Origin of the sequence: Streptomyces sp. NPDC060000 (genome assembly GCF_042737375.1) — a bacterium.
Lineage (GTDB): Bacteria > Actinomycetota > Actinomycetes > Streptomycetales > Streptomycetaceae > Streptomyces.
In genome coordinates, this window is sequence record NZ_JBHWUU010000110.1 from 1 (window position 1) to 26,159 (window position 26,159).

Consider the following 26,159-nt stretch of genomic DNA (forward strand, 5'->3'; position numbering starts at 1 on the left):
AGTCGCCTTCTGTTCCGGCCAGCGGACCAGCCATCGCTTCCTGGCTTGTTCCTCTACGTCCGAACTAACGCGGGAGGTTGGAAAAGGCTCAGTCACTACAAACGACGCGGACACAGCCCATGAAAACTGCCCAGCACTCAGAACAAACACCGTTGCAGTACTAACGCGCCACGCGGTAGCGGAGGTAGACGACTCTGGAGCGGAAGGTGCGGGTCTCGACGAGCTCGAGATCCACCCGGCGCTCGTGCTGGGGGAAGAACGGAATGCCGCCGCCGACCAGCACCGGGTAGACCCTGACCCGATACTCGTCGATCAGATCCAACGCGGCCGCCTCGGCGGCGAGAGTCGCGCCGCCGATCGCGATGTTGCCGTCCCCCGGCTCGGCTCTCAATCGCTCGATCTCGCCCGCCAGGCCGCCGGAGGCCAGGCGGGCATTGCCCTGTACCGCCGAGAGCGTGGTGGAGAACACCACCTTGGGGAGCGGCTTCCAGATCGCGGCGAACTCGAGCGTTGGGAAGTCGAGCGATGGATTCTGGTCGACGGTCTCCCAGTACAGCATCGTCTCGTACAGCCGTCGCCCCAACAGGTGGACACCGACCTCTCGCACCTCGTCGGTGGCGAAGCGAAAGACCTCCTCGTTGGGCGCCGTCCAGTCGAAGCCGCCGTCCGGCCCGACGATGTAGCCGTCCAGTGAGACGCTCATCGAATAGGTCACGCTGCGCATCAGAAGTCCTCCTCGGTGACGGGTTCGACAGTACGACCAGCGGACGCCGCAGGACTCATCGCGGCTCGCGACACCCCCTGGGCCGAGTCACCTCACGAGATCATGGCGTTGCCAAAACCTCAGTGACAATGGGTCACCACCGCCGCCAGCACCGGCGGACCGGAGCCGATGCACGTCCACTGCCTTCGTGCTGGGACGCGTGCCAGCGACGACGTTCTCGGCGAAGACGGCTCCGTAATCGGTATCTGCTTATCCGCTTGCCGCCTTCGGTTCCTGCACCCAGGATCAAAAGCAACGCGAGAAGTGCAGCCAAGACCGCCTGAGACGCGCAGGCCACCAGCAGATCAGCCCGGGAGAAGCCGTAGCTGATCAGTGCCGAGGAAGTCGACCCCACACTCAGTACCAGGAAGAGCCGACTCGTCTCACCGGGCACCGGCCTTCCCTTGGCAGCCCACGTCTTCATGCCTTCGACGAACCAGAAGGCAACCAGCGCCGCCACTTCGAACCCTGACAACAGGACCGACAGGGCAAAGTCCAGGACCCACTTCAACATGTTCACCATGCTGAGGCGGACGGACTGCCACACGCCTGAGTACGGCTACTCAAATGGAGAGGCCGTCAAGCGGGACTTCATGATGCGGCCGTCACAAAGGTTGCGCCAGGAGCAGTTCCTGACGAGGCCACCTGGCCCGTGCTTTCCAACGCCGGGACACACTCCTGGGCGCACGCCCCTTGTCCGGCGGTATCACCTGGTCATGCCCGAACGCCGTGCGTATCCGAGTGACCTGTCCGATGCCCGCTGGGCGTTGATCGAGCCGCCGCCGAGGGAAGGGTGGCAAGCCGGCGGCAGCGGAAAGGACGTCGGGTTCGCGTTCCGACGTGCGGCTTCGAGTCCGCCGCGGGATTGTTTGGTCCATGACGTGCGGACTTCTTCCCGGTGCTGCTTCTCCAGACGGGTGACCTGGCGGGTCGGAGCGAGAACGAGGGCACTTTCACGTCAGCCCATGCAGCCCGAACCCGGCACGCACCGCTCACGCCCCCTCCGGTTGCGTCACAACTCAGCCAAGTGTGCTGCCAGTTATGACCGAAAACGTCAGTAACTCAGGCACAACCATCTGAAGGCCCTGCCTGTCACATAAGACAGGAGCAACTCACTCCTAAGCACACAAGGGGGAAATATGCGCTTCACTCATTCCATGCTGGGCGCCGCCGCACTGGCCGCTCTGTCGGTGGGGGCCACCACCGCCCTGGCGGCACCCGCCTCCGCCGCACCCAACACCACCCCGCAGAAAGTCTGCGGAAGCGGCTACAAGACCGTGAACTCCGCCGCCATCGGCTCGCTGGGTACCGTCTACCTCACCTACAACGCCGCCAACGGCAACAACTGTGTCGTCACCATCCGCAGCAACCCGGGCACCGCCGTGGACATGTCCGCCTGGATCTATGTCCCCGACACCAACGAAGGCGACGACGACTACGGGCGCTACACCTCGTACGCAGGACCCTCCTACGTCATCGGCAAGGGCCACTGCGTCGACTGGGGCGGCGTCATCGCCAACACCTACGTACAGGTGACCGGCTCCAACTGCGCCTCCCTCAAGGAGCACCGAAGCACCTACACCCGTTGACCCACACCCACCCGCACACCCACCACGCCCGGCACACCGCCGGTCCCGCCCGGGCGGAACCCCCCCGGTTCCGCCTGGGCAACGACCCAGGTTCCGCCTCGGTGATCGGATCGTGCGGTCACCCTTCGGTCCCGGCAGGACACCGATCCGACAGAGGGCCTTGTGGGTGTGCGTCACACTCTCGGGTCCTTTGGGTCTGCCGTGACCGCTACCACGTCGCCCCAGCCTGCCCCCATATGGCGTTCGTCGAGGACCCAGAGCGAGGGTGCCGTGGGCGCGTACGAGGTGGAGGTGGACGCAGACGGGGACACCGCTGACGCGGAACTGTCCGGGGCGCGCGGTGTGCGCGCCCCGGTACGCCTCCGCGAGCACCGGCGCATCCCCCAGCACGCCGGACTCGACGCGCACCTGCGCACCTGCCGACGCCGCGGACTCGGCGTCGCTTCGGCGTCGGACCCGCTCACGCCGACCCCCTGTTGAGGCAGACGACCTTTGGCTGGGTCATCTCCTCATAGGCGAAACGCACGCCTTCGCGGCCCATGCTGCCGTACTTGAAGCCGCCGAAGGGCATGGCGTCGAAGCGGTAGTCGGAGGAGTCGTTGATCATCACCCCGCCTGCCTCCAGCAGCCGTGCCGCGGCCATCGCGCGATCCAGCGAGCTCGTGAAGACGCCCGCGTGCAGGCTGAAGTCGATCTCGTTGGCCCGCTCCACGGCCTCCTCGAAGGAGTCCACGGCCTGAAGCACGACGACCGGCGCGAACACCTCCTCCCGCCACAGTTCCGAGGCCCCCGGCACGTCCTCCAGCACGGTGGGGGCGTACAGACTGCCGTCCCGCTCGTGTCCGCACAGCAGCCGCGCGCCCCGCGCGAGCGCGGCTGCGACCGTCCTCTCGGCAGCGGCCGCCGCCCGTGCACTGATCATGGGGCCGACGTCGGTGCGCCCGTCCACCGGGTCGCCGGCGCGCAGCCGCCGCGTGCGCTCGACGAAGGCGTCCCGGAACGCCGTGTACACCTCGCGCTCGACGAGTATCCGCTGGGTGCCGATGCAGTTCTGCCCGGCCGCCCAGAACGCACCGGACACGCAGGCCTCGACCGCCGCGTCCAGGTCCGCGTCGGCCAGGACGACGACGGGGGCGTTGCCGCCCAGGTCCATGGCGAGCTTCTTCAGCCCCGCCGAGCGGGCGACGGCCTCACCCGCGCGGAAACCGCCGGTGAAGGACACCATGCGCACCTCCGGCGCGGCCACCACGGCGGCCCCCAGTTCGGCGCCGCCGTTGACCACGGTCACCACCTCGTCCGGCAGCCCCGCCTCCACCAGCGTGTCGACCAGCCGCAGCGCGGACAGCGGGGTGAGCAGGGAAGGTTTGAGCACGACGGCGTTGCCGCCCGCGATCGCCGGCCCCAGCTTGTGGGCGACCAGGTTGAGCGGGTCGTTGTACGGCGTGACTGCCGCGATGACGCCCAGCGGCTCGCGCGTGAACCAGCCCAGGCGCCCCTCCGATCCCGCGTAGGCGTCGAACGGCACCACCTCGCCCGCGTTGCGGCGCGCCTCGGCGGCCGACAGACGCAGGGTGTTGACCGCGCGAGAGGTCTCCTTGCGGGCCTGGACCAAGGTCTTGCCCGCCTCGGCGACGATCAGCCGGGCGAAGGACTCGGCGCGCTCCTCGACCAGCCGGGCCGCGCCGTCGAGCACGGCCGCGCGGGCGGCGCGGGAGAGCCCACGGGCCTTGGCCCGCCCCTCGCGGGCCCGCCGCAGGACGTCGCCCACCGAGGCGGCCGGGGTGAGACACACCGAGCCGACGGCCTCGCCGCTGTAGGGGTTGCGCACGACAGCCATGCCGTCGCCGACCTGCTCGTGGTCGGTCAGGCCGGTGCCCGGCCCGGTGTTCGGGGCGGTGGTGCTCAGGGCGGTGTCAGGCACGGCCGGCCTCCTCGAGGGTCTCGACGTCCGCGAGCGTCGCGGTCCGCTCGTGGATGCCGATGACGTCCGACAGCAGGGCGTAGGCCGTCTCGACGCGTCCGGCGCCGGGCCCGGCGACCGTGACGGTACCCAGCAGGTCGGTGTGGAAGGCGACGGCGTTGACGGGCCCGGAAACCCCGGCGAGCGCGTGCTCGGTGGGCAGCGCGACCGGCGCGACCCGGGCCTCGACCGTGCCGTCCGGACGCCTGCAGGCCGAGCCGACCAGCTTCCAGCGCAGACCCTCGGCCGCTGCGCGGCGGACGTCGTCGGCGGTGAGGGCGGAGAGTCCGGTGCAGGGCACGTCCGCGCGCCCGAGGTCGGCTCCGAGCACCTCACCGGCGAGAATCATCACCTTCAGCTGGACGTCGTACCCCTCGATGTCGGCCGTCGGGTCGGCCTCCGCGTATCCCAGGGACTGGGCCTCGGCGACGGCGTCCGCGAAGGACAGCCCGGACTCCACGCGGCCGAGGACGTAGTTGGAGGTGCCGTTCATGACACCTTCGAAGCCGTTCACGGCCAGCCCGCCGAACATCCGGCGCGCGGTGCGCAACACCGGGGTGCCCGACATCACGGTTCCCTCGAACTCGAAGCACACGCCGTGCCGCCGCGCGAGTTCCTTCAAGGCGCCGCCGTGCAGGGCGACCGGCCCCTTGTTGGTGGTGCACACGTGCTTGCCGGCCTCGACGGCCCACCGTACGTGGGACAGCGCGGGCTCACCGTCCGTGGGGTTGGTGAAGGTGGCCTCGGCCACGATGTCGGCGGGAACCTCGCGGATGACCCATTCGTTGCGGGGGTCGGGGCTGCCGCCCACCAGTCCCGAGAAGTCGAGTTCAGCCGGTGTCACGGCGAGCAGCGGTGCCAGGTCTATCCCGCCGCCGTCCGTCCGCACGAGTGATCCGGCCCGCAGGTCGGTGATGGCCACCACCCGCAGCGCGAAGCCGAGTTCGGCCTCCAGCGTGTCTTCGCGTTCGGCGATAAGTTCGGCGAGCGCACGGTTCACACCACCGAATCCGATGAGCGCGAGATCGTAGCGGGTCATCCGGACCTCCTCCTTTTCCGTCAGCGCCACCCCTTGGCGGCGTGACCACGCACAGCGTCACGCCCCGGCGCGTCAGCACGGCCATGCCGAAACGTCCGAGAGGACTGCCGATGCGCACCGGCGCGTGCCGCTTGTCCTGCGCCGAAGCGTCGGGTCGCGCCGGGCCCGCTCCGTAGATCCCTGCCAGGCCCGCGCCGCCGTGCCGAGCCCGCGCCGCCCTGCCTGGCCCGCGTTGCCCTGCCTGGCCCGCGTTGCCGAGAAGTGGCCGCGCGGGCCCGGCGGCCCGCGGACCGCTGCCCCGGGCCGCTGAACACCGGCTCGCATATAGTGCGGTCGTGACGACGAACCGCCCCGCCCCCGGACAGACGGGCCTGGGAACGGCCTCCTCGCTGCGTATGGCCCTGCGAGTGGTCAACACCGTGCTGGACCGCGAGGCCTCCGGCCGGACCGGCTTCAACGTCAGCAGGCTCGCGGGCGAGGTCGGCATCGAACGCAGCAAGGCGTCACGCACCACTCAGGACCTGTGCGACAAGGGCTTCCTCGAACGCCTCGACGACGCGACGCTGCGCGCCGGCGACGCGTTCTTCGCCACGGCCGCGTCCCTGCACCCGGGCCTGCTCCGGCGCAGCCGCCCGCTCCTGCGCCGCATGGCCGTGGCGCACGGCGCCGGCGCACGGCTCTCCGTCCGCGACGGCGTCCAGGTCCGACTGCTGCGCGCCGAGGCCGCCGCGGGCTTCGCCCAGGAGTGGCAGGGCCGGGCGAGTCTCGTCACCCCGTGCTGGTGCACCGGCGCAGGCCGCGCGCTTCTCCTCGACCACACCGCCGAGGAGATCGCCGTCCTGCTCGACGACTACGAACTGATCGGTGTCGGCGGCCCCGACGCGGCCCACAGCGCCGAGGAACTCGTCGCGGCCAACGACCGCGACCGTGTGCGCGGCATCGTCGCCGCGCACGGGGAGTTCGAACACGGGGTCGCCGAATACGCGGTCCCGGTGCGCGACCCCGACGGACGCATCAGGGCTGCCGTGTCGGTCGTCGGCAGAGAGCAGGATCTACTGCCGCACGAGCGGGCGATCCGCACGGACCTGGCCGCTGCCGCCGCCGCACTGGCGGACGCCGTCGGCGGCCACGACACACCTCGGTAGGGCCACTCGCAGCCCGGGATGCGTCGCGGTGGGCGCCCTGTCCGCTCGGAGGTCTCGAACGACTGTGACGTCGCAACCCCGTGACGTCGCAACCCCCGAGGGGAGTCCGCGAAACCCACTGCCTGTGTGTGCGCTCTCGCCGCGGTTCGAGTGCCGCGGCCGGAGCGACTCGCGTCGCCTCACACCGGATCGCCCACGGCGCGTGCCGGTCCCCTCCGCGACGACCGGCCCGATCCGGCCACCCTGCCCGCGGTCGACTTCGGTGACAAGGGCGGGGAGCACGACGTGGCCCGAAACCTGCAGAAATTCTTCCGACTCCTCGGCCTCGACGGCCCGCACGGGAGTCACACGGAGCGGAGGCGGGATCCACCGACGCTCCCCGGGTCTTGACCGAGATTTGAGAGCGCGGAGAGCGGATTGTCGGCCAATGCCTCGCACAGCCGCCACGGACACGGGAGATCCCGGTGCGGCACTCCGGGCCGCACCGAAGGAGCGCCCCGCGTTTCGCCGGCGTCGTTCACAGACGTCCGGGTTCGGCTGCGCAACCGTTTCCGGGGCCGGGGACGCGGGCCCAACGGGGGCGCAGGACATGGGGAACAGGAACATGTGCCCTGCCATGTACACGCTCCGTCCCGCGTCACGGGAAGCGCGGAGTGCAACGCCGTCGATATGCGGATGTGAATCGGAAGGGCTCACGCAGGCGGAGCGCCGCGTCGGCCGCCTGGCCCTCCCCGTCTGCACGGGCCCTCGTTCGTGGCCAGTCGGTCCTCGGCCATATGTCCTCGTATCAGGCGACGATTCCGCACTGTGCGGCACTTGTCGCTGACGTTCTGCAATGGTTAGGCTCCCGCTCACTTTCACAGTTCACACACTTTCAACACGTGGGAGCCGGCCGTCCGGCGCGGCCTCCCGGTCGTACGGGGGGTGGGGAACGTCGACGCGTCACCGATCCGCCGGCCGCCCGGCGGGCCCGCTCCAGCGCACGACAAGCATTCCCCCGCCGCCGAGCGGCCGCGCCGCGCGGAGCGGCCGGACCCGCGGGAACTCGGGCGCGTGCACCGGCCGGGCCGCGAGCGCCCCGGCGAACCGGTCGGCGGCGCCGGCGACCGGCCCGATCCGCCCGCGCGGGCAGACCGGGACCTCAGGATCTTGTGGTGGGTCAACGCGGTCGACGGGCTCGGCAGCCAGGCCTCCGGGCTGGTCCTCCCGCTGCTGCTCCTGGAGCTCGGCCACAGCCCCGGCACCGCGGGTTCGCTGGCCGGCGTCGCCGCGCTCACCGGGGTCGTCCTCGGGCCGCTCGTCGCGGTACCGGCCGACCGGGGTCGGCGGCGGCGCCTCATGACGGGTTCGGCGGCTCTCGCGGCCCTCACGACGGGGGTACTGGCTCTGACCTGTCTGGGCCACCCCGCGTTATGGGTCGTGGTGTCCCTGGCCCTGACGGAGCGGCTGTGCGCGGTGGCCTACGAGGCCGCATCGCGCGGAGCCCTCGTCCACCTGGCCACCGTCGACGAACTGCCCCGGGCGGCGGCCGGGATGCAGATGGGCGACCAGGTCTCGCTGATCGCGGGTCCGGCGCTCGGCGGGGCCCTGTTCCAGCTCGCCCGGCCGGTGCCCTTCCTGGCCGACGCCCTCTCCTACGCGGCGGCCGCGCTGGGCGTACGGGCCATCCGCGCCCCCCTCGACACACCCGCCCCGGCCCCGGCCACGCCGTCGGGCGAGGACTCCGGTCGGCGCGGGAGGTGGACCGAACGGTTCGGCGCCGCGAGAGCCGGCGTGGTCACGGTGGCCGTCTCTCCGGTGCTGCGCCTCGTCCTGGTCTGGACGTCGACGGCCGGGGGCGCCCTGACGCTGCTGTTCTACACGGCGCTGTTCCGGCTGGGCGCCGACGCGCGCAGCGCGGCGCTCGGCCTGGTCCTCGCCGCGTCCGGAGCAGCCGGTCTGCTGGGCTCGCTGGTCGCGGCCCCTCTCGTACGACGGTTCGGTGCGGTCCGCCTGCTGACCCTGACCGCGTGGCTGCTGCCGCTGCCGTGCGGCTCCCTGATGTGGGCGGACGCTGCGACCGGCTGGGGAGTGGCGTTCGCCGGGCTGTCCCTGCTGGTGCCGATGATCACCGTGGTCCTGTCCAGCGCCGCCGTCGCGTGCACACCGGCGGCCCTCCAGTCGCGCACCGCGAGCGTGCTCGGCTCGGTCTCCGCGCTGACCGCGGCGGGTGCACCGGCGCTCGCCGCCGTTCTGGTCACCGCCTGGAACCTCCGCACGCCCGCGCTGCTGTGCACCGCTCTGTTCGCCGTGCTGGCCGTGTACACGCAGCTCAGGGCGCCTGCCGCACTGCGCGCTGGCGCTGCGGCTGCCGCCGGGACGGGAGACGGCCGTGGGTGACACCTTCAACGTCTTCCTCAGCGCCCTGCCGCACGTGTGCCCGCGCGACGCCCGTCGGATGGTGCTGACGGCCGACGCCGGGGGCCGCTGCGAGGTATTCACGTGGAACGCGGCCACCCGGACCACCCGGCAGGTCACGGACCGACCCGAAGGCACGGTGCACTGCGCCATCGACGCCGACGCGTACGTGTGGTGGTTCGACGAGGACGCCGACGGCCGAGGACACTGGTGGTTCCAGCCGTTCGACGGCGGCTGCCGGCTGCCCGGTCTGCCGGGGGCCCCGACCGGGCTGCCACGCGGTCTGGCGCTCACGGCCGACGGGACGGTCGCGGCGGCGCTCGCACTCCGCAACGGCGGCACGAGGCTGCTGGTGGGACGGCGCGGGCGGGCGCCGCGCGAGATCCTCGGCGTCGCCGGGGAGGGCCGGCTGGGCGGCATCACGCCGGAAGGCGACCTGGTGGCCCTCGCGGCCGTGTCCGACGGCGACGCGACCGTCACCGTCGTCACCTCGACGGGCCGGGTCGTCGCCGAGCTGCCCGAAACCGGCAGCCCCGCAGGCAAGTTCTGGTGCCGGGGCTTCTCGCCGCGACCCGGGCGGTCCGAGCTGCTGCTGGTGCACGAGGTGGAGGACGGCTACCGGCTGGCGACGTGGACGCCGCACCGCGGCCTGGTCGCCCACTCCTGGTGCGGCTTCGACACGGAGATCACCGCCGCCTGGTACCCCCACACCGACGACGTGCTGGTGCGCCAGGAACGCCACGGCCGCTCCATGCTGCACCGGGTGTCCCTGCACAGCCGTACCCGTCGCGTCGTGCCCACTCCCCCGGGCAGCCTGCTCGACGCGGCCCCGCGTGCGGGCGGCGGACTGCACTACCTGTGGACGGACACCGCCCACCCGCCGGTACCACACGCCACCGATGGGATCGCCCTGCCGACGCCCGGTCTCCTGCCGCGCGTACCCGGGCGGCACACCGAGCTGTGGACGCCGACGCCCCACGGCCCGGTCCACACCCTGCTGAGCCTGCCGCGCTCCGACGACCACCCGCTCGACGGGGCGGGCGCCGGCGCCGCAGCGCCGCCGACCGTGTTCGTGGTGCACGGCGGGCCCGCCGACCACGACCGGGACGCCTACGACGCCACGGTTCACTCGCTGGTCGCCTCCGGCTACGCCGTCGCACGGGTCAACTACCGCGGATCGACCGGCTACGGTCCCCGCTGGCGGCGGGCCTCCGAAGCCGGCGTCGGCCACCCCCAGGTGGACGACCTCGCCGCCGTCCGGGCCGATCTCGTCCGGCGCGGGCTCGCCGACGACCGCGCCACGGCCCTGTGGGGGGTCTCCTGGGGGGCGTACCTGGTGCTGCTCGCCCTCGGGACCCGCCCGACGCTGTGGCAGGCCGGCGTCGCGGTGAAACCCGTCGCCGACTGGGTGACCGCCCACCGGACGACCACACCCGCGCTGCGCGCCCTGGACGTCCGCTGGTTCGGCGGCACTCCGCAACAGGTGCCGGAACGTTACGCCCACAGCTCGCCCCTCACCTTCGCGGCGGAGGTGCAGGCGCCCCTGCTCGTGGTCGGCGCGGACAGGGACGTGAAGTGCCCGCCCGAACAGATCCGCAGCTACCTCGACGCCCTGGCCCGCGCGGACGTGCCCCACGAGCAGATGTGGCTCGACACCGGCCACGACGGCTACGACGGTGCGACGCACGTCGCCGTCCTGCGCCGATCCCTGACCTTCCTGCGCACACATCTGCCCGCCCCGGCGCCCGGCGCCCCCTCGCGTCCCCCGGCACGTCCGGGAGGACCCCGGTCCCGCTGACCGACTCAGCGGGACCGGGTCGTGCACAGCACCACCCGCCCGAGGAACACGTCATGAACCCGAGAAGGAGGACGACCATGCAGAAGGACATCATCCACAACGACCCGCTCGCAGGCGACGAGGAGAACCGGAAGCCGGGCATCGGCATCACCATCACCATCCCGTTCCGCAACGCCGCCGAGAGCGACGACGAGGAGTGACCCACGGCCCGGCCGGCCCGACTCGACACGGGCCGGCCGGGCTCCCTCCCGCGCCTCCCGTCCCGCCAGCCGCCCGTGCGCAAGGAGCCCACCGTGCGCGTTCTTCTCGTCAACATGCCCTGGTCCCCGATAGACCTGCCCTCCCTGGCGCTCGGCATCCTGAAACGAAGCGTCGACGAACACGTCCAGGACGCCACGTGCGAGGTGCTGCACGCCAATCTCGAGTTCACCGACTGGATCACCAGCCGCACCGAGTTCACCGCCGAGGACTACGAGTACTACGCCCTCTCCTCCTATTTCCTCGGCTGCGGTGACTGGGTGTTCTCCTCCGCGCTCTACGACGACCCGGCGTGGAAGGAGTCGGAGTTCGTCGACGTGATGTCGCCGAAGCTGCGCCGCTCCCGGATGCGCATGACCCGCGAACTGCACCGCGCCGTACCCGAGTTCGTCGCCGAGGTGGCCCGCCGGGTCGTGGACCTGCGGCCCGACGTGGTCGGGTTCACCTCCACCTTCCAGCAGAACACCGCCGCGCTGGCGGCGGCCCGGCAGATCAAGGGCCTCGCGCCGCACATCGTGACCGTCATGGGCGGGGCCAACTGTGATGCCGAGCAGGGTGCCGCGGTCCACCGGAACTTCCCCTTCGTCGACTATGTGATCCGCGGCGAGGGCGAGCACGCCTTTCCCCGGCTGCTGACCGCGCTGCGGGACGGCGACCCGGCCGCCGCGGCTTCGATCCCGGGGCTGTGCCACCGCACGACCGGGTCGGCGCACACCGCCAACCCCATGCCCACCGGCCCGCTGCCGCCCGCGGCCATCCTGCCTCCCGACTACAGCGGCTACTTCGAACGTCTCGCCGCGTCCGTGGCACACAGCTGGGTGGAGCCGAAACTGGTCGTCGAGGGCGCACGCGGCTGCTGGTGGGGAGAGAAGCACCACTGCACCTTCTGCGGCCTGAACGGCTCCTTCATGGAGTTCCGCAGCAAGAGCCCCGACACGTTCTACCGGGAGATCATGGACCTGGCGGAACGTCACCGGGTGCTCGACATGTACGTGGTCGACAACATCCTGGACATGCGCTACCTGTCCACCGTCCTGCCCCGCATCATCGACAGCGGCTACGACCTGCGGATGCACATCGAGATCAAGGCCAACATGCGCCGCCCTCAGCTGCAGGTGCTGGCGGACGCCGGGCTCATCTACGTCCAGCCGGGCATCGAAAGCCTCAACAGCCGCGTCCTCGACCTCATGGACAAGGGAGTCAGCGGCTGCCAGAACGTACGCATGCTCCGCGACGCGGCGGAGACCGGACTGTCGGTGTCATGGAACTACCTGCACGGTTTCCCCGGAGAGACCGCGGAGGACTACGAGCCCGTCATCCGGCAGCTGCCCGCCCTGGAACATCTCAACCCACCGGTCGACCTGTCCGCCCGTATCGCCATCGAACGCTTCAGCCCCTACTTCAAGCGCCCCGAACTGGGCTTCACCGGACTGCGGCCCGAGGAGCACTACCTTTTCACCTACGACCTGCCCGAGGCGGAACTGCACGACCTGGCCTACGTCTTCCAGGCCCCGGAGCGCGGTATCACCGAGCCGACCGTCGCCCTCCTCAACGACGGCATCGCCGCCTGGAAGAAGCACCACACCGACGCCCGCCTGACCCACACCGACCTGGGTGAGCGGATCGTGCTGGTCAGCAGGCGGCCGTTCTTCACCTGGCGGACCATGCAGCTCACCGATCCGCTTGAGACCGCGCTCTTCCGCCTCCTTGACCAACCTCACACCATCGTGGCACTGCACCGCAAACTGACGTCGGCCGCCGACTCCCAGGGCGGCGCACGGTGCACACCGCACGATCTCGAGGCCCTCCTCCATGAGTGGGTCACCCAGGGCATCGTGTTCACCGACGCGGGCCAGTACGTGCACATCGCGCCCGCCGCCGTGAACCAGGACCTGCTGCGTCTGGACTACATGCGCCACACCCACAGCCGGACCCCGACCGAAGCCAAGGCCCAGGCCGGTGCCGAGGCCGGTGCCGAGGCCGGTGCCGTGCCCGCGCCCGCCTCGTCCTGAGCGCCGGTCGCCTCACCCTCCGGCCGCCCGGTCGCCCGGCCGCCCGACCCGACGAAGGACCTACATGACAGCCACCGCACCGAACTTCACGATTCGAGCCTGGCGTGACCTCGACCCACAAGCCCGTGGCCTGCCGGGCATGTCGCTGGGGCCCCTCCCCGTGACTCCCCGGACCCGGCAGGCCGACCGTCTGTGGGACCTGGGCGTGCGCCACGCCGAACTGGACACCACCGTCGACCTGTCCACCGACGACCCCGCGGCCCATCGCGGAATCGTCGACCGGCTGTGTCTGGTCCGCGATCTCACCGCACGGGCCGTCTCCGTCGACTGGGACCTCCGGCTGTCGCCACAGGACGCCGCCCACCAGTGGAAGGTGCTGTCCCACCTTCAGCCGCCCCGCACCATCACCGGCCTCGAGAACGCCGAGGAGGCACTGCACGCCTGGCAGACCCGGCACTACCTGTGCAAGCTGGTCTGGCGTCAGGGGCCGGGCTTCATCCAGATCCGCGACCGCCGCTGGGGGGACCTGCGCCGCTTCACCGCCGACGAACCCGGATACCGGGAGGCCATCGCCCGGCTCGACCAGGGTGCGCATCACGCCGGCGTACCCGCCGACGTACTGAAGGAGTTCACGGCCGAACACCTGGTCCTGCGCGTCGGTGAACTGGCGTGGTGGCTGCCCTACCGGGTCGCCCGCTGGCTCCAGGAGGCCATGGCCGTATAAACGCCCGGTCGCCCGGGCCCCGCCGGACCAGCGGGCGGAGTCGGAGCGGAGGTGGAGTGGAGTCGGAGTGGTGACCGTCATGTGCCTGTCTGTGGCCGGCCCTCTCCCCTTCCGGCCACAGACGGGCATCCCCATCCCCCGAAGTAACTGTCGAACGTCCGCTGGAACTCCCCGCCCGCGAAGCGGTCCCAGTTGATCGACCACGTCATCAGGCCGCGCAGGGCGGGCCAGGTGCCGTGCGGGGCGTACGAGCCGCAGTCTGTCGTTGCGTGCAGGCCCTCGGTGCTGCTCGGTAGGAAGCCTGCACCAGGGAATCGGGCTGCCGCGCTGATCACATCGGTCCAGGTCCCGTGCGCCGCGAGACGGAGGCCGAGGACGGGCCGGGGGTGTCGAGCAGGCCGGCGAGCAGTTGGAGTCGTTCGTCGTCGGGTCCGCCCTCCTCGGCGGTATAGACGATCACCACGGGGCCAGGAGCGCCGGGCATCGGGTAGGCGTCCCAGTCCAGGTTCAGCTCCCCGACCAGCGGGTGGTTGACGCGCATCCGGCCGCGCGTGGTTTCCAACACGTCGTGACGAGCCCATATCGTGGCGAACTCGACGCTGCGGACCGCGAGTTCACCGACCAGCTCCACGGCACGCGGGTGTCCCGGATCGGCGGCGACCTGTGCGCGCAGCATCGCGGTCAACTCACTGACGGTGGCTGCCCGTTCCGGACATGCCTGGTCGGCCTCCGGGTGCAGCAGCAGCGACAGCAGGTTCCGCTCGGCCAGCGGCCGCTGGGTGAACTCGCCCAGCAGGGCACCGGCCAGCGGGTTCCAGGCCAGTACGTCCAGGAAGCGGCCGATGACCACGGCGGGCGAGGTCAGGGTGCGCAACAGCCGCAGCGTGGTGGGCGGTATCTCCTCCGGCACGTACCGGCGCGGGCGACGGGCGGGGGTGCGGGCGGCGGCGGCGAGGCTGTGCAGGTGCCGGGACTCCTCCGCGGAGAAGTTGAGGGCGCGCGCGAGGGCGTCCAGGACCTGGTCGGAAGGCCGTACGTCGCGGCCCTGTTCCATGCGCTGGTAGTAGTCCGCGCTCACCCCGGCCAACAGGGCCAGCTCCTCACGCCGCAGCCCGGCGACGCGCCGCCTAGGGCCGGGTTCCAGTCCGACGTCCTGCGGCCGCAGCCGGGTACGGCGGGTCCGTAGGAACTCCGCGAGTTCACGTCGGGGGTCGTCGGTCAGGGCGAGAAGGTCGTCGGTCACGGCAGCAGTATGCCCGGAGCGCGGCTTGCGAGGGTGGGTCCGGCAGTCCCAGGAAAACGCGAACGACCGTGATACCGCCGGCGGGGTCCAGGATCGGGTCAACGACAGCCGTCCACGGAAGGAACAGCGACATGAAGGCCGCTCAGATCACGCACTACGGTGCCCCGGACGTCCTGCGGGTCAACGACGTGGACCGCCCGGCTCCTGGTGCGGGTGAGGTCCTGGTGGCGGTCGAGGCGTCCAGTGTGAACGGGCACGATGTGATCGTCCGCGCCGGGGAGTTGAAGTTCGTGTCGGGACGCCGCTTCCCGATCGGAGTGGGACTGGACTTCGCGGGCACCGTCGCCGCGACCGGCGTCGGGGTGGAGGGACTCCGGGCCGGCGAACGCGTGTGGGGCACGGTGCATCCGCGGCAGCGGCACACCGTCGGTGGGGCGGCCGAGTACGTCGTGGTCCCCGCGGACCGCATCGCGCCCGTTCCGGCCGGCCTGCCATCGGTCGACGCGGCCTCACTCGTGGTCGCCGGCACGACCGCGCTGACAGCGCTGCGCGACAGCGTGCGCCTGGTGAGCGGCGAACGGGTCCTGATACGGGGCGCGGCGGGCGGAGTCGGCACGGCGGCCGTGCAACTCGCTCATGCGCTGGGCTGCCATGTCACCGCGCTGGCCCGCGACCGCCACGCCCAGTCCCTCACCGGTCTTGGCGCTGACGAGGTCTTCGACTACGGCTCCACCACCTCGGACCGGATCGGACCGTTCGACGTCATCGTCGACACCGTGGGCTCGGAACTGCATTGCTACCGAGGGCGGCTGGCGAAGGGAGGCCGGATGGTCACCGTCGGTCTGTCGGCTCCCGCCCTGGCCGCGATCGCGGCATCCAGCGTCTACGGCGCCCGCCGCATCCGTACCTTCAGCGCCAATCCCGACACCGCCATGCTGCGCGATCTGGCCGACCACGTCACTTCGGGTGCGCTGCGCGCGGTGGTCGACAAAATCCACCCGCTCGCAGACATCACCGCCGCGCACCAGGCATTCGAGCGCGGCGGCGGCGCGGGCAAGCACGTGATCGCGGTGTCCGACGGACTGTGAGACTCCGCTTCGGTGGCGGGTCGGGCAACTCGTGGTGCGCACACCCGTCGACCCACCGTGTGGCCCAGAGCCTGAACACGGCGTTGCGACGCCTGCTGGAGGCGACGGGTTTCCCGGCTGTCGGCCCGTCCGGTGAAGACCCGGCGCCCGCCGACGTCGGGCCCATCACCGCTTGCCGCCCGGCAACGCCATGGATTCCGTCGCGGTCGGACCGTGCGTCCGTCCGGCGCCGCCCGCTTGCGCGGGGCTGCGGAGGGCCGGCTCAACGATCGGTGAGCAGCCCGGCGTCATGTGCGAGGACGGCGGCCTGTACGCGGTTGGCGCAACCGGTGCGGGTGAGGATCCGGCTGATGTGCGCCTTGACCGTGCCGGCGCTCAGATACAGCTGATCGGCGATCTCCGCGTTGGACAACCCCGTGCCGAGCAGCCGTAGGACATCGCGTTCGGCCGGGGTCAGCTCTTCGGTCCTGCGCAGAGCGGCCTCGGTGTCCAGGCCGGACCGTACCTGCCGTTCCAGCAGCTGCCGGGTGATCCTGGGTGCCAGGACCGGTTCACCTTTCGCGGCGAGTTGCACGGCGCGGATCAGCTCGACGGGACCGGTGTCCTTGAGGAGGAATCCGCTCGCCCCGGCCCGCAGGGCGCGCGTCACGCTCGCTTCCTCGCCGAATGCCGTCAGCATCACGACACAGGTGCGCGGCGAGAGTCGGGCGATGTCCTCGGCGGCCGCGATTCCGTCCCGGACAGGCATCTGGATGTCGAGGAGGGCGACGTCGATGTCCTGGGCGCGGCATGCCGCGGCGGCCTCGCGACCGTTGCCCGCCTCGGCGACCACCTCGATGTCCTCGGCGTTCTCCAGGATCAGCCGGATTCCCGCACGCATCAACGCCTCGTCGTCGGCGATCAGGACTCGGATCATCAGCTCATCTTATGACTGCCGTCGTCAGCAGTACGACGAGGAAGCCGATCGTCGGCAGGACCACGAGCAACGCCACGCAGCCCGATCCCAGGACCCGCGGCCAGGTCAGGATCTCGTCCGGCACCGGGGCACGGGCCCCTTCCGGCCCGGTGCCACCGGCGGGAAGACGGGCCGTGTCCGGCGGTGTTTCGGTCAAGGGTCCCTCGATCGCGGCGAATTCGAGCGGCCCGTTCCCGTGCACGGGCAGCCAAGCCGCCATGCGGAAACCGCCGTTCGTCAAGGCGCCCGCTGCGAACGAGCCGCCGAGCAACGAGATCCGTTCCTGGCAGCCGGCCAGCCCGCTGTGGCTTCCCCGCTGGGAGTGGCCCGCCGCGCGCGGCGCCTCGTTGGTGACGGACACCTCGATCCCCCTGGCCGTGCCTTTGACCGCGACCTTGGTGGGCGCGCCGGACGCGTGCTTCAGCACGTTCGTCAGCCCTTCGCGGACCACCCGGTGGATCGCCTGACGTGTACGCAGGCCTGCGGCCTCGGCCGTGTCGGGAACGGACCAGTCCAGCTCGACGGTGCTGCCTGTCTGCCGGGACTCCGTCACCAGAGCGGTGATGTCCTCCCGCGTTCCCCTCTCGTCCACGGTCCCGTCCATCAGGTCCGTGATGTCCGTGTGCCGCAGAACACCGAGGATTTCACGCAGCTCCCCCATCGCCGTACCGGCGGTCGTGCGCAGCAGTTCGGCCTGTCCCACGAGAGCGGGCGCCTGTCGCGCGGCGGCGAGTTCAAGCGCCCCGGCGTGCACGGAGATCAGGCTCAGCCGGTGGCCCAGGAGATCGTGCATCTCGCCCGCGATCCGGGTCCGTTCCTCCATGCGGGCGGCCGCGGCGGTCAGCGCGCGGGTCTGTTCCAGATAGGCGTTGCGTTCCCGCAGCAGGCTGACCAGGGGTCGCCGCCGCCCCAGGAGGGTCCCGGCCAGAGCGGGGAACAGCAGGAGCAGTACCGCTGAGACCGCGTTGCTGGCCAGTTCCGCCGACAGGGCATCGGAGTGGACCAGGGCGGAAGCGACGGTCAGGACACCGACGGCGACGCACGCCACCCCGGCGACCTGCCACACACGCTGTGGCGGTGCGATACGACGGGTGGTGGACAGCACGATCAGCGGCACCACCGCCAGCGTCCATACGTTGGAGCCCACGAGCAGCAGAGAAGCGCATACGACGGCGGCGACCGGCCGACCGCGCCGAGCGGGGACGATCAGCGCCGCCCACACCCCCTCCAGCACCGCCGACGCCGGCCGTTCCGGGGGCGCCGACAGCAGTGGCAGCAGGCAGATGGCTGCGACCAGGGCACAGACCAGCGCCTCGCGGACGACCGTACGGCGCTCGGCGGCACGCACCATGGCCCAGCTCTCGGCCGTCTCCCGGCGCACCCACCGAGGGCCACCGGTCAGCGTGCGCGCGAGCCATACGGGTCGGCGCGGCTGCTCTGCCTCTTCGGCCACCTGACTCATGATCACCCTCGCCCCGCCACCGTGGATCCCGCCACCGTGGATCTCCCGGGAGGAACGGTAGCCGTGGTGGTGGTGGCCGCCGCACTGCGGGCCCCGGCTGTCATGCGCCCAGCCGGAGGCTCAGCTCTGCGCGCAACGCGGCTACGTCCACCTGGTCGGCAGCCGGTACGACCACTCCACCAGCCCCGGCGTCCGCATACGTGACCGACTCGTCGAGCAGCGCGGACAAGAGGTGGACCGTACCGGCCGTGGGCGAACCGTGCTCGGCGGCGGACAGCCGCGCGACCGCCATGATCCGGTCGGCGGCGACGGACAGCCGCACGCGGTCGCCGTCGCCGTCGCCGTCGCCGTCGCCGTCGCCGTCGGGAACAGCGTCGGACGGCATCGCCGAAGCCGAGGCGACCAGGGAGGCTTGCCGTACGCCGTGCCGGCGCAACAGGGTTGCAGCCGCGTTGGCGGCCGTCAGGCTCCCCGGAAGCGAGCTCCCGGCGACGGACAGCGCCCGGTCCAGGGCCAGTATTCCCAGCAGTAGATCCACCGGCTCCGCCGCCGCGCGCCCGCACCGTACCGCTTGCCGCACGGCCTCGACGGACACCGCGAACAGCACCGGTGGGCCGTTCACGGAGGCCCCGGAGGTCCATGAAGTGAGCGCGCGGGTCAGGCGGTTACCGTGCTTGCCCAGTGTTCCGGCCCGTCGAAGAAGGGTGACGCCGTGGGAATCCTTTCCCTCGGTCTCCCTCGGGGCGCTCGCGTCCAGTCCGTCGAGCGCGGTTGCCGCGGCGTCCGGATCCAGTCCTCGCAGCAGCAGGGCTTCCCTGGCCCTGCTCTCCGGCAGGGCCAGCAGGGCACGGGCCACATGCCGGCAGCGCACCGAGATCGTCCCCTCGGCGCGGGCCGACCTGAGCGCGAGCAGCAGGCACGCGCGCATCGCCCCCGTCATCCCGGGCAGCACTCGGCCGCTGTCCGAAGCCGATCCGCGCGAACCGAGGCCGAAGCGCCACCGTGCCTCACGCCACGCGGCGTCGACCTCCGCCCCATCGGCTTCCGCGCGGTCCGCGACCGGCGCACCGAGCGCCTCGTCGTCGCTCACCCAACCAGCGCCCGCCCGGCCGGAGATCACGCCGCTGAGCGAACCGGCCTTCCGCATCCCCGGGGCGATCGCCGTACCGGCGTCCGTGTCCCCCATCACGAGCGCGCCCAACAGGGTGTCCGTCCCCACGACCGGCAACTCGCCCCTGACCGCACGGCGCAGTGTCTCCACGAACAGGTCCATGACGTCCGGCTCGAACTCCGTGGTCGCTCCGACCACGGCCGTGGTGTCGGCGTGTGCCGCGGTCGTCCCTGGCTGGTCCATCGAACATTCCCCTCGAAGCGCGGTGGCTCGGTCGGAACGACGCTAGGCGCACGCCCCACGACACCGCGTCGGCCGACCGGCCACACTGCCGGTCCGATCGGCCAACCGACTACTCGCCCTGTACAGGACGCCCAAGCACGTCGTCTGCGGCGCACTGCCCTGAATCCTCCACCTCAACGTTCCAGGAACCTGGTCCGCGAGGGCGGCCGGGCTGCCTCTGCACCCGTTCCGGCCGACGTGGCCCCGGACTCGGCCGCGATGCGTGCGCAGTCCTTCGGCGAACTGTTCGGGAGATCGAGGTCAACACCCGCAAGCACCCCGGAGAGGCCCAGGGGATGCAGTGGCTCGGTGAGGTCGCCGGCCTGCGGGAGAGCCTGCGGCACATCGCCGACAGGAGACCGCAGGCCGCCGAACGCCTGCGAGCCCAAGCCGACCGGGGCGGCGACGGCATCGTCCAAGAGAGTCTGCAGGCAGCTGACCAGCGCGGCGGAGGTGGGGGGTGGGACACGGCAAACTGACTCCAGTCCCGAGCTGGATGCCGGGGCCTGTACGACCCACCCCCCATAGCCGCGAGTCCCTCACGATCTCCGTCCGGCCTCTGACACCGCACCGTATCCCGAGCCACTGACAACACAGCAGGCCCGGAAGCCAGAGGCTGGTGACGGTACCCATGCCGACTTCCGCACCACGGTTACGACCGTGCTCGGGCTTACGAGCGCCGAGGTGGTGAAGATCGTCGCAGGCGGGACGGGCGTGGCCAACGGGCGCGGCCTGGCCCTGATGACCGACAGCACCGTGCAGTCCTGGGGCGCCGACGGATCGGGGCAGCTCGGCGACGGCAGCGTGTTCAGCCACAACGCACCGGGCCAGGTCGGCAACTGTCCAACGCCAGAGACATCGCCGCGGGCGGCAGCCACAGCCTGGCCCTGCTCGCCGACCAGACCGTGGTGGCCCGGGGACGCAACAACCACGGTCACTCGGCGACGGCGCCGGCGGCGCTCACGCCGACAGCACTGCCCCGGTCCGGGTCGAGGGGCTGACCAAGGTGATCGCGATCGCCGACGGCCTGAACCACAGCCTGGCGCTGCGCGAGGACGGTGCCGTATGGGCGTGGGGCGTGCCGACGGTGTCGGTCCAGGTGAGTGAGTCCGAAGGTCCGCACGGTGATCGCCATGGGTGCACCTTCGCCGGTGACACTGACATCACCTACTTCCGGCCGTGATCTGGTCCGCTGGCCGGATTGTGGTGCATGGTGTGCCGGTGGGATTCCGCTTCACCCCCGGGTGGATCCCTCTGCTGGTCCCTGCTGTCCCGCTGCCGACGGCGGGGCCCGCCGCGCCTCCCGGCTCCCCACGGGAGGCATACGGCTGCCCGAGGGTGCAGCTGGTGCGGGATGCGCGCACCCTTCGTAGGCTGATCCTGCTCGGGGCCTGCTGCGGAGGTGTGCCATGCCCCGAACCATCTGGTCCGGCGCCATCTCGTTCGGCCTGGTCACAGTGCCTTGTCGCGTGCAGTCCGCCACCGAGAATCACAGCATCCAGTTCCACCAGTACCACCTGGAGGACATGGGGCGGATCCGCACCCGCAAGATCTGCGAGATCGAGGACCGCGAGGTGTCGAGCGCGGAGATCGGCAAGGGCTACGAGTACGCCAAGGACCAGGTCGTCGCCATCAGCGACGAGGAGCTGCGCGACCTGCCGCTGCCGACAGCGAAAGCGATCGAGATCGACGCCTTCGTAGCGGCGGACGACATCGACCCGATCCGGATCGGCGAGGGCTACTATCTCGCCCCGGACGGGCAAGTCGCGGCGAAGCCCTACAAGCTGCTGCGCCAGGCCCTGGCGCGCTCATCGAAGGTGGCCATCGCCAAGTACGCATGGTCCGGACGTGAGCGGCTCGGCATGCTGCGGGTCCGCGGCGACGCCATCGTCCTGCACGCGATGCACTGGCCCGACGAGATCCGCGACCCTGCTGAAGTGCTGCCGCCGCCGGTGGACGTCTCCGAGGAGGAGATCAAGGGCGCGCTCGCGTTGATGGAGTCGATGTCCCGCGACGACCTCGAAGGCGACGACTTCAAGGACACGTACACCGAGGCCGTGGCGAAGATCATTGAGTCGAAGAGGGAGGACAAGCCGCTTCCGGAGGCGCCGGAGCCTGAGAAGCCGGGGAAGGTCCTCGACCTGATGGCGGCCCTGACCGAGTCCGTGCAGAAGGCCAAGGCGTCCCGCGGCGAGGACGCCGACGTGCACGAGCTGCCGAAGCCGAAGAAGACGGCCGCGAAGAAGACCACGGCGAAGAAGGCGCCGGCCAAGAAGACCGCGGCGAAGAAGACGGCCGCGCGGAAGCGCCGGAGCGCCTGACCTCATCAGCGCTGTGGCCTCGGGAGGTGAGGTCGGCAACCATCCGGCCGTGCGCGATCGTCCTTCGGGCATGTCGCAGCTGGCATCGACCGCCACCCTGCATCTGCGCTACGCCGACTTGGAGTTGAGAGTCGCGGTCTTCGAGTATCCGGTGGCGGTTGCCGCCCGCCCGGACCCCCTTCTCCGCCGGACTGGAGGGGCTGACCCAGTGGCTGACCTGCTCCCGGAGGTCAAGCTGTCCGGCCGGGAGTCCGGCGTGCAACGCGCCACCACCGAGCGAGCGGAGAAAGCCCTGCGGGTGGTGATCAACTCGGTGATCTTCCGCTCCTCCGGACAGGAGCTCACCTCGGTGTCGTCTGCAGAGCACCGCGGCGTCAACGCCGGTGGGGCCGTCGCACTCCGGGGGCCGGCCGGGGCTGCGCCAGGCCGGACACCACCCGTTCAGTGGACGGCGCCGCCGGGCGCTGTCGCCCATCATGCACATCATGATCAGACACGCACTCACCGCGGCGGGACTGGCCGTCGTATCCCTCGCTCTGGCCACGGACGCCGCGTCCGCTGCACCCGCACCCGCCCCGGCCGCCGCAGTACAGCAGCCCTCAGCAAAGGCCCCGACTGACCTGGGCCTGGACGGCCTCCTGGACCTGAACGGCGACGACGACAGCCATCGTGGCCACGGGAGGGGCCGCGCCAGCGACAGGGACGACGGTCTCGTAGAGAGCATCGGTCGCACGCTGGACGAAGTTCTGGACCTGGACGGGGTCACCGGGGGACGCAGCCGATGACGATGGCGACCACTCCATGGGCTCGGCGACCTCAGCTGGGGTGAGGTCCGTAACTCACGGCGGCGGTACGGGCCTCGGCGAGCGGGTCTACAGCTGCGGGGCGGTGCCGAACTGGGCGTCGGTGGGCTGAGGTCCGTCCTTCTGCTGGAGCTCGTCCGGCTTCCATCCATCGTTGCTGGCTGTCGTGTTGTCCTGGGGAATCCGTACACCCTGCAAGCCGGGGCCGGGCCGAGGCCGCGTCGGCGGGGCCGGGTGGTATCAGAATCGGCGGCAGTGCCTGGATCGGCAGAGCCTGAGCGGGGCCACTCGTCAGTCCCGGGCGCGTCCACGGGGGCGCTGCGGGTGCGGGCGGCAAGGGGCGGCGGCGTGCGCCACTGGGATGGTGGAACGGACGGCGGGATCAGGTCCGGCAACGCCGGCCGCGACAGGACCGCGGTCTTCTCCTCGGCGAACTCCCGGCCGGCTCCTGCAAGGTGAGCGTCCGCAACTGCTCGGGCCTGCCCGGCCGGGTCCGGGCACCGTAGCGCTCGCTCTGGACGGCGGCCAGGTCCTTGCGCAGGCGCCGGTCGCGTGCCGCCCGTGCGGAACGGACCGCGCTGATCTGCTCCGGATCCGCTTGGCTGGAGACCTCGGCCGGGCCCGGGCCGTGGGCCCGGTGACGTAACCAGCAGGCCGCCCGACCGGCCGCCAAGCCGCAGCGTGTGAACCGCGGTCTGAGGCGGGAAGCCCGGTACCCGTACCCAAACCGGCCGAGCCAATGAGTTCTGGTGGACGGGCGGGACGCGGACGGACGCCGCATTCGGGGACCTGATCTCGGCCTCGACGTGCTGCCCTCTGACAGTCCACGGAGCCACTGACATAGACAGATTCAAGATCCCCGACACAGCCGAGGTGGGAGTTGTTCCTGAGCCGGGAGGGCACCTGCGTGGACGTCGGAGGGCAGAGTTGGCAGTTCATATGGGCACTGGTGCCGGTCGTGCCGCGGCGCCCACGTGCTTTCGGCCGTTGTGCCGGGCGCCGCAGCAGCGGGGGCCCGGGCCAGGCGTTGGCGGTGCGCGCCGCGGAAACAACTGGTCTGCGACTCAACGACGTTGGTGTGGCCGCGTTCCGTCACGGCAGCGTGGAGGGCCATGGACATTGATCTCTAGGGGGTCTGAGTGGGGCATAGTTGATGCCCAGCGGCTCAGAGGCTGCTGACCATCTCCCACTCCACTGCTCCCGAAGGGGCTATTTCGTCATGACTTCGCTGCGCGCCCGTTCCGTCCTGATCGCTGCTGCCGCTGTGGCGGGGACGCTGTTGATGACCGCCTGCCAGAGCGACGACACTGCCCAGGGCACTGACGCGGACAGTACGGCGACGGCGCAGGCCGCTGCGGGCAAGAGCGGGGTGAGCGGCACGTTCACAGAGGGCACGGTCACCTACCTGGCGCCGGGCAAGTACACGGTCACCACCGGCGGCAAGGCACAGCAGTTCTTCCTGGCGGAGGACACGAAGATCTGGGGCGCCGGCGTGATCTGCGGCGATGCCAAGGGGCAGGCCGCCGAGCAGTGCACCGAGGCCGAGCTGGAGAAGGCCACGAAAAGCGGTGCGGTGGCGGCGGACGTGGTGCTGAAGAGCGGCATAGCCGTGACCGTCACCGAACGGCCCGCCGACGATTCCGGCACGGGCGCCTCCTCCACCACCGGTTCCTCCACCACCGGTTCCTCGTCCACCGGTTCCTCGTCCACCGGTTCCTCGTCCACTGGTTCCTCGTCCACCGGCGGCTCGTCCTCCGCTTCGGGCGGTTCGAAGTCGTCCGCGAGCGGTGGTTCGGGCACCGGTGGGAGCGGCTCGTCCAGCGGCGTGAGCGGGACCTGGCTGGGAACGGTGTCCTACCTGGCGCCTGGCAAGTACACGGTGTCGGACACGAAGGACACCCAGCAGCAGTTCTGGCTGGCTGAGGACACCCAGATCTGGGGTGTGGGCGGGATGTGCGGCGATGCCGACGGGCAGGCCGCCGAGCAGTGCACCGAGGCCGAACTGGAGAAGGCCGCGAAGGCGGGCACCCTGTCCGCCACGGTGAAGGTCACCGACGGTATCGCCACGAGCATTACCGAAGAGCCGTAAGCCCGGATGCGATGGGGCGTCTGTGACGCCCTGTCACGTCCTGCGTGTGCGAAGTCGCCAGTGAGGCTCAGGACACGACGCGCCGGGACACGGCGCGCTCGGACACGGCCGGACGGATTGACGACTGCGGCCCCACTCACATGCTTGCACCGATGCCGGCTCGACATCACCGACCCTGCGGACGCAGAACCCCCCAGAGCGCGCCGAGCGCCAGGAACCGGGCCACTGCGTACTCGTACCCCGGCTCCAGGCGGCGGATCTTCTGCGTCGCCCGCCGGAGCCGAACGGTCCCGCCGACCGCGCCGGCACTGCCGACCGACCCTGACCTGAACTGCTCGAGAAGACGAGCGGCGGCTTCCAGGTTCCGAAGCAGAGGCTGTCCCGTAACCGATTGCCTCCTAGCGACAACACGCATATCCGCAGCGGTAGTTGGGAAATGAGCAACAGCGTCCCCCTGCTATGGTGCGCCGATGTCATCGATCAAGCAGTTCCAGGTCACCTTCGACTGCGCAGAACCTGAGCGCGTCGCTCGCTTTTGGTGCGAGGTGTTGGGGTACGTCGTACCGCCACCGCCGGCGGGGTTTGCTACGTGGGACGATTTCGATCGCTCGCTGCCGCCTGAGCGGCAGGGGGCAGCGTTCGCCTGCAGTGATCCATCAGGCGTGGGCCCGCGGCTGTACTTCCAGCGCGTCCCCGAAGGCAAGGTCGTCAAGAATCGGCTGCATCTCGACGTGCGAGTCGGCACCGGGCTCGTGGGTGAAGAGCGCCTCGCCACGCTCGAAGCCGAGTGCGCACGACTGGTCGCGCTCGGGGCGATACGCGAGCGACTGCTGCTTGCCGATGACCACAATGAGTCGTGCATCGTGATGCAGGACGTCGAGGGCAACGAGTTCTGCCTCGACTGAGCATCCTCCGAGACAGCAAGGTAAGAGCCGTCTCCCTTGGGTCTCTCTTCAAGGTGGTCCTGCATGCGGCCAGAGGTCTCCCCTGGGGGCGAGGTGTCGATGACGACCTGGTGGTTGGCCGAGTACCGGTAGTTCTAATAGCTCATCGGTGAGCTCGAGCACGGCAGTGCAAGGGCCCCGATGCGAGGTGGAAGCCTGCCGCCGTTCTGGGGCTT

The 26,159-nt window shown here is 70.9% G+C and carries 23 protein-coding genes and 1 pseudogene; 15 read left to right on the forward strand and 9 right to left on the reverse strand.

All coding sequences use genetic code 11. The features are described 5' to 3' along the window. Nucleotides 1–160 precede the first annotated feature (160 nt). Nucleotides 161–724, reverse strand: a complete 564-nt coding sequence (locus ACFWBB_RS38455; RefSeq protein WP_385282626.1) for a dihydrofolate reductase family protein — start codon at nt 722–724, stop codon at nt 161–163. Between the two features lie 133 nt (nt 725–857). Then, nucleotides 858–1,277, reverse strand: coding sequence for a hypothetical protein (locus tag ACFWBB_RS38460; RefSeq protein ID WP_385282629.1), 420 nt, complete (start codon nt 1,275–1,277; stop codon nt 858–860). Nucleotides 1,278–1,902: 625 nt separating this feature from the next. Between ACFWBB_RS38460 and ACFWBB_RS38465 the strand changes: the two genes are divergently transcribed. Together ACFWBB_RS38465 and ACFWBB_RS38470 are read left to right on the forward strand one after the other, a co-directional pair. Beyond that, nucleotides 1,903–2,352: a spore-associated protein gene (locus ACFWBB_RS38465; protein WP_385282631.1), complete on the forward strand. Its 450-nt coding sequence runs from the start codon at nt 1,903–1,905 to the stop codon at nt 2,350–2,352. Between the two features lie 270 nt (nt 2,353–2,622). Further along, on the forward strand, nt 2,623–2,832 hold the full coding sequence (locus ACFWBB_RS38470; protein ID WP_385282634.1) for a hypothetical protein: 210 nt from the start codon (nt 2,623–2,625) through the stop codon (nt 2,830–2,832). Here ACFWBB_RS38470 and ACFWBB_RS38475 read toward each other — a convergent pair. Both ACFWBB_RS38475 and ACFWBB_RS38480 read right to left on the reverse strand, forming a co-directional pair. Then, nucleotides 2,813–4,273 carry an aldehyde dehydrogenase family protein gene (locus ACFWBB_RS38475; protein ID WP_385282637.1) on the reverse strand — a complete coding sequence of 487 codons (1,461 nt, stop codon included), beginning with the start codon at nt 4,271–4,273 and terminating at the stop codon, nt 2,813–2,815. The genes ACFWBB_RS38470 and ACFWBB_RS38475 overlap by 20 nt on opposite strands. After that, nucleotides 4,266–5,351 (reverse strand): homoserine dehydrogenase, encoded by a 1,086-nt coding sequence (locus ACFWBB_RS38480; RefSeq protein WP_385282640.1) that lies wholly within the window; start codon nt 5,349–5,351, stop codon nt 4,266–4,268. The genes ACFWBB_RS38475 and ACFWBB_RS38480 overlap by 8 nt, the downstream gene beginning before the upstream one ends. Nucleotides 5,352–5,686: 335 nt before the next feature. Between ACFWBB_RS38480 and ACFWBB_RS38485 the strand changes: the two genes are divergently transcribed. The 6 genes from ACFWBB_RS38485 (at nt 5,687) to ACFWBB_RS38510 (ending at nt 13,685) form a co-directional block, all read left to right on the forward strand. Continuing rightward, nucleotides 5,687–6,496 carry an IclR family transcriptional regulator C-terminal domain-containing protein gene (locus ACFWBB_RS38485; protein ID WP_385282643.1) on the forward strand — a complete coding sequence of 270 codons (810 nt, stop codon included), beginning with the start codon at nt 5,687–5,689 and terminating at the stop codon, nt 6,494–6,496. Nucleotides 6,497–7,549: 1,053 nt separating this feature from the next. Beyond that, nucleotides 7,550–8,875, forward strand: a complete 1,326-nt coding sequence (locus ACFWBB_RS38490) for an MFS transporter (protein ID WP_385282646.1) — start codon at nt 7,550–7,552, stop codon at nt 8,873–8,875. After that, complete coding sequence (locus ACFWBB_RS38495; protein ID WP_385282649.1) at nt 8,868–10,691, forward strand: alpha/beta hydrolase family protein; 1,824 nt, start codon at nt 8,868–8,870, stop codon at nt 10,689–10,691. The genes ACFWBB_RS38490 and ACFWBB_RS38495 overlap by 8 nt, the downstream gene beginning before the upstream one ends. Nucleotides 10,692–10,768: 77 nt before the next feature. Then, entirely contained in the window at nt 10,769–10,891 is a 123-nt protein-coding gene (locus ACFWBB_RS38500; RefSeq protein WP_266720057.1) for a hypothetical protein, read from the forward strand. Nucleotides 10,892–10,984: 93 nt separating this feature from the next. Continuing rightward, nucleotides 10,985–12,961, forward strand: coding sequence for a RiPP maturation radical SAM C-methyltransferase (locus ACFWBB_RS38505; RefSeq protein WP_385282652.1), 1,977 nt, complete (start codon nt 10,985–10,987; stop codon nt 12,959–12,961). Between the two features lie 64 nt (nt 12,962–13,025). After that, complete coding sequence (locus ACFWBB_RS38510) at nt 13,026–13,685, forward strand: DUF5825 family protein (protein WP_385282655.1); 660 nt, start codon at nt 13,026–13,028, stop codon at nt 13,683–13,685. A gap of 77 nt (nt 13,686–13,762) precedes the next feature. Here the strand turns inward: ACFWBB_RS38510 and ACFWBB_RS38515 are convergent. Then, nucleotides 13,763–13,948: pseudogene (locus ACFWBB_RS38515) on the reverse strand (hypothetical protein); the annotation flags it as partial. A 68-nt stretch (nt 13,949–14,016) separates the two neighbouring features. Beyond that, complete coding sequence (locus tag ACFWBB_RS38520) at nt 14,017–14,928, reverse strand: helix-turn-helix transcriptional regulator (protein WP_385282657.1); 912 nt, start codon at nt 14,926–14,928, stop codon at nt 14,017–14,019. 131 nt (nt 14,929–15,059) lie between these two features. Here ACFWBB_RS38520 and ACFWBB_RS38525 point away from each other — a divergent pair, with 131 nt between their 5' ends. Next, entirely contained in the window at nt 15,060–16,016 is a 957-nt protein-coding gene (locus ACFWBB_RS38525) for an NAD(P)-dependent alcohol dehydrogenase (RefSeq protein ID WP_385282660.1), read from the forward strand. A gap of 262 nt (nt 16,017–16,278) precedes the next feature. On the opposite strand, the gene ACFWBB_RS38530 is transcribed toward ACFWBB_RS38525, so the two are convergent. The 3 genes from ACFWBB_RS38530 to ACFWBB_RS38540 all read right to left on the reverse strand — a co-directional run bounded on the left by ACFWBB_RS38530 (nt 16,279) and on the right by ACFWBB_RS38540 (nt 19,787). Continuing rightward, entirely contained in the window at nt 16,279–16,932 is a 654-nt protein-coding gene (locus tag ACFWBB_RS38530; protein WP_385282662.1) for a response regulator, read from the reverse strand. A 4-nt stretch (nt 16,933–16,936) separates the two neighbouring features. Then, nucleotides 16,937–18,433, reverse strand: coding sequence for a histidine kinase (locus ACFWBB_RS38535; RefSeq protein ID WP_385282664.1), 1,497 nt, complete (start codon nt 18,431–18,433; stop codon nt 16,937–16,939). A 100-nt stretch (nt 18,434–18,533) separates the two neighbouring features. Continuing rightward, nucleotides 18,534–19,787, reverse strand: coding sequence for a hypothetical protein (locus ACFWBB_RS38540; protein ID WP_385282667.1), 1,254 nt, complete (start codon nt 19,785–19,787; stop codon nt 18,534–18,536). A 926-nt stretch (nt 19,788–20,713) separates the two neighbouring features. On the opposite strand from ACFWBB_RS38540, the gene ACFWBB_RS38545 reads away from it, so the two are divergent. From ACFWBB_RS38545 to ACFWBB_RS38570, 6 genes are all read left to right on the forward strand, one after another. Further along, nucleotides 20,714–20,827 carry a hypothetical protein gene (locus ACFWBB_RS38545; protein WP_385282681.1) on the forward strand — a complete coding sequence of 38 codons (114 nt, stop codon included), beginning with the start codon at nt 20,714–20,716 and terminating at the stop codon, nt 20,825–20,827. A gap of 5 nt (nt 20,828–20,832) precedes the next feature. Continuing rightward, nucleotides 20,833–21,009 (forward strand): RCC1-like domain-containing protein, encoded by a 177-nt coding sequence (locus ACFWBB_RS38550; protein ID WP_385282670.1) that lies wholly within the window; start codon nt 20,833–20,835, stop codon nt 21,007–21,009. A gap of 226 nt (nt 21,010–21,235) precedes the next feature. Further along, nucleotides 21,236–22,147 carry a Ku protein gene (locus ACFWBB_RS38555; RefSeq protein WP_385282672.1) on the forward strand — a complete coding sequence of 304 codons (912 nt, stop codon included), beginning with the start codon at nt 21,236–21,238 and terminating at the stop codon, nt 22,145–22,147. A 485-nt stretch (nt 22,148–22,632) separates the two neighbouring features. Further along, nucleotides 22,633–22,932 carry a hypothetical protein gene (locus ACFWBB_RS38560; protein WP_385282674.1) on the forward strand — a complete coding sequence of 100 codons (300 nt, stop codon included), beginning with the start codon at nt 22,633–22,635 and terminating at the stop codon, nt 22,930–22,932. Nucleotides 22,933–24,169: 1,237 nt separating this feature from the next. Beyond that, a complete protein-coding gene (locus ACFWBB_RS38565; protein WP_385282676.1) occupies nt 24,170–25,039 on the forward strand; it encodes a hypothetical protein in 870 nt (289 codons plus the stop codon). A 470-nt stretch (nt 25,040–25,509) separates the two neighbouring features. Next, nucleotides 25,510–25,944, forward strand: a complete 435-nt coding sequence (locus ACFWBB_RS38570; RefSeq protein WP_385282679.1) for a VOC family protein — start codon at nt 25,510–25,512, stop codon at nt 25,942–25,944. The last annotated feature ends 215 nt before the right edge of the window (nt 25,945–26,159 follow it).

Bases quoted from the DNA above. Each gene is read 5' to 3' on its own strand.
- ACFWBB_RS38455 (WP_385282626.1), bottom strand. From the start codon at position 724: ATGCGCAGCGTGACCTATTCGATGAGCGTCTCACTGGACGGCTACATC.
- ACFWBB_RS38460 (WP_385282629.1), bottom strand. From the start codon at position 1,277: ATGTTGAAGTGGGTCCTGGACTTTGCCCTGTCGGTCCTGTTGTCAGGG.
- ACFWBB_RS38465 (WP_385282631.1), top strand. From the start codon at position 1,903: ATGCGCTTCACTCATTCCATGCTGGGCGCCGCCGCACTGGCCGCTCTG.
- ACFWBB_RS38480 (WP_385282640.1), bottom strand. From the start codon at position 5,351: ATGACCCGCTACGATCTCGCGCTCATCGGATTCGGTGGTGTGAACCGT.
- ACFWBB_RS38500 (WP_266720057.1), top strand. From the start codon at position 10,769: ATGCAGAAGGACATCATCCACAACGACCCGCTCGCAGGCGACGAGGAG.
- ACFWBB_RS38510 (WP_385282655.1), top strand. From the start codon at position 13,026: ATGACAGCCACCGCACCGAACTTCACGATTCGAGCCTGGCGTGACCTC.
- ACFWBB_RS38525 (WP_385282660.1), top strand. From the start codon at position 15,060: ATGAAGGCCGCTCAGATCACGCACTACGGTGCCCCGGACGTCCTGCGG.
- ACFWBB_RS38530 (WP_385282662.1), bottom strand. From the start codon at position 16,932: ATGATCCGAGTCCTGATCGCCGACGACGAGGCGTTGATGCGTGCGGGA.
- ACFWBB_RS38535 (WP_385282664.1), bottom strand. From the start codon at position 18,433: ATGAGTCAGGTGGCCGAAGAGGCAGAGCAGCCGCGCCGACCCGTATGG.
- ACFWBB_RS38540 (WP_385282667.1), bottom strand. From the start codon at position 19,787: ATGGACCAGCCAGGGACGACCGCGGCACACGCCGACACCACGGCCGTG.
- ACFWBB_RS38555 (WP_385282672.1), top strand. From the start codon at position 21,236: ATGCCCCGAACCATCTGGTCCGGCGCCATCTCGTTCGGCCTGGTCACA.
- ACFWBB_RS38560 (WP_385282674.1), top strand. From the start codon at position 22,633: ATGATCAGACACGCACTCACCGCGGCGGGACTGGCCGTCGTATCCCTC.
- ACFWBB_RS38565 (WP_385282676.1), top strand. From the start codon at position 24,170: ATGACTTCGCTGCGCGCCCGTTCCGTCCTGATCGCTGCTGCCGCTGTG.
- ACFWBB_RS38570 (WP_385282679.1), top strand. From the start codon at position 25,510: ATGTCATCGATCAAGCAGTTCCAGGTCACCTTCGACTGCGCAGAACCT.